Source organism: Agrobacterium sp. MCAB5 (assembly GCF_052114365.1).
GTDB classification, from domain to species: domain Bacteria; phylum Pseudomonadota; class Alphaproteobacteria; order Rhizobiales; family Rhizobiaceae; genus Agrobacterium; species Agrobacterium tumefaciens.
Map to the genome: position 1 here is coordinate 1 of NZ_JBFREP010000300.1, position 418 is coordinate 418.

At 44.3% G+C, this 418-nt stretch carries 1 protein-coding gene; it reads right to left on the minus strand.

The window, feature by feature from the left end:
- Nucleotides 1-418, minus strand: a 418-nt coding sequence (locus AB4Z23_RS28725; protein ID WP_441361343.1) for a hypothetical protein, incomplete at both ends; no start/stop codon positions are given.

Genomic DNA, 418 nt, shown 5'->3' on the forward strand with positions numbered 1-418 from the left:
TCCCTGCGGAATACCAAAGTCAAATCCATTCTTTTGTATCAAGCTAGGAGTGGCTGGGTCAGAGCCAGCTATGAGTTTCCGGAACTCAGCAGGACTGCACAGTTGTTTATGACGGTTTGACTTGAGTTCATCTATACCGCGTCGGCGCCTGCTAAGCCGGCTTCCTACTACCGGCTTTTCATAAAGTTTAAGTCTACCAAGTACTTTGTCATAGTCTACGACCGAATAGCGAGTCAGATTCCGATAAACAGCGATATGATCATCAGGCATAGGAAATCCTAAGAGCATCTCCCACGTTTCTTTGATACCCTTGTGACCGAGACTTTCAAAATATGACTTGATGTCCACTACTGTTACAAAACAGTCTCCCGTGCGTTTGATAAAAGAAAAAACGTCACGTGATATCTCGATGTTAGAT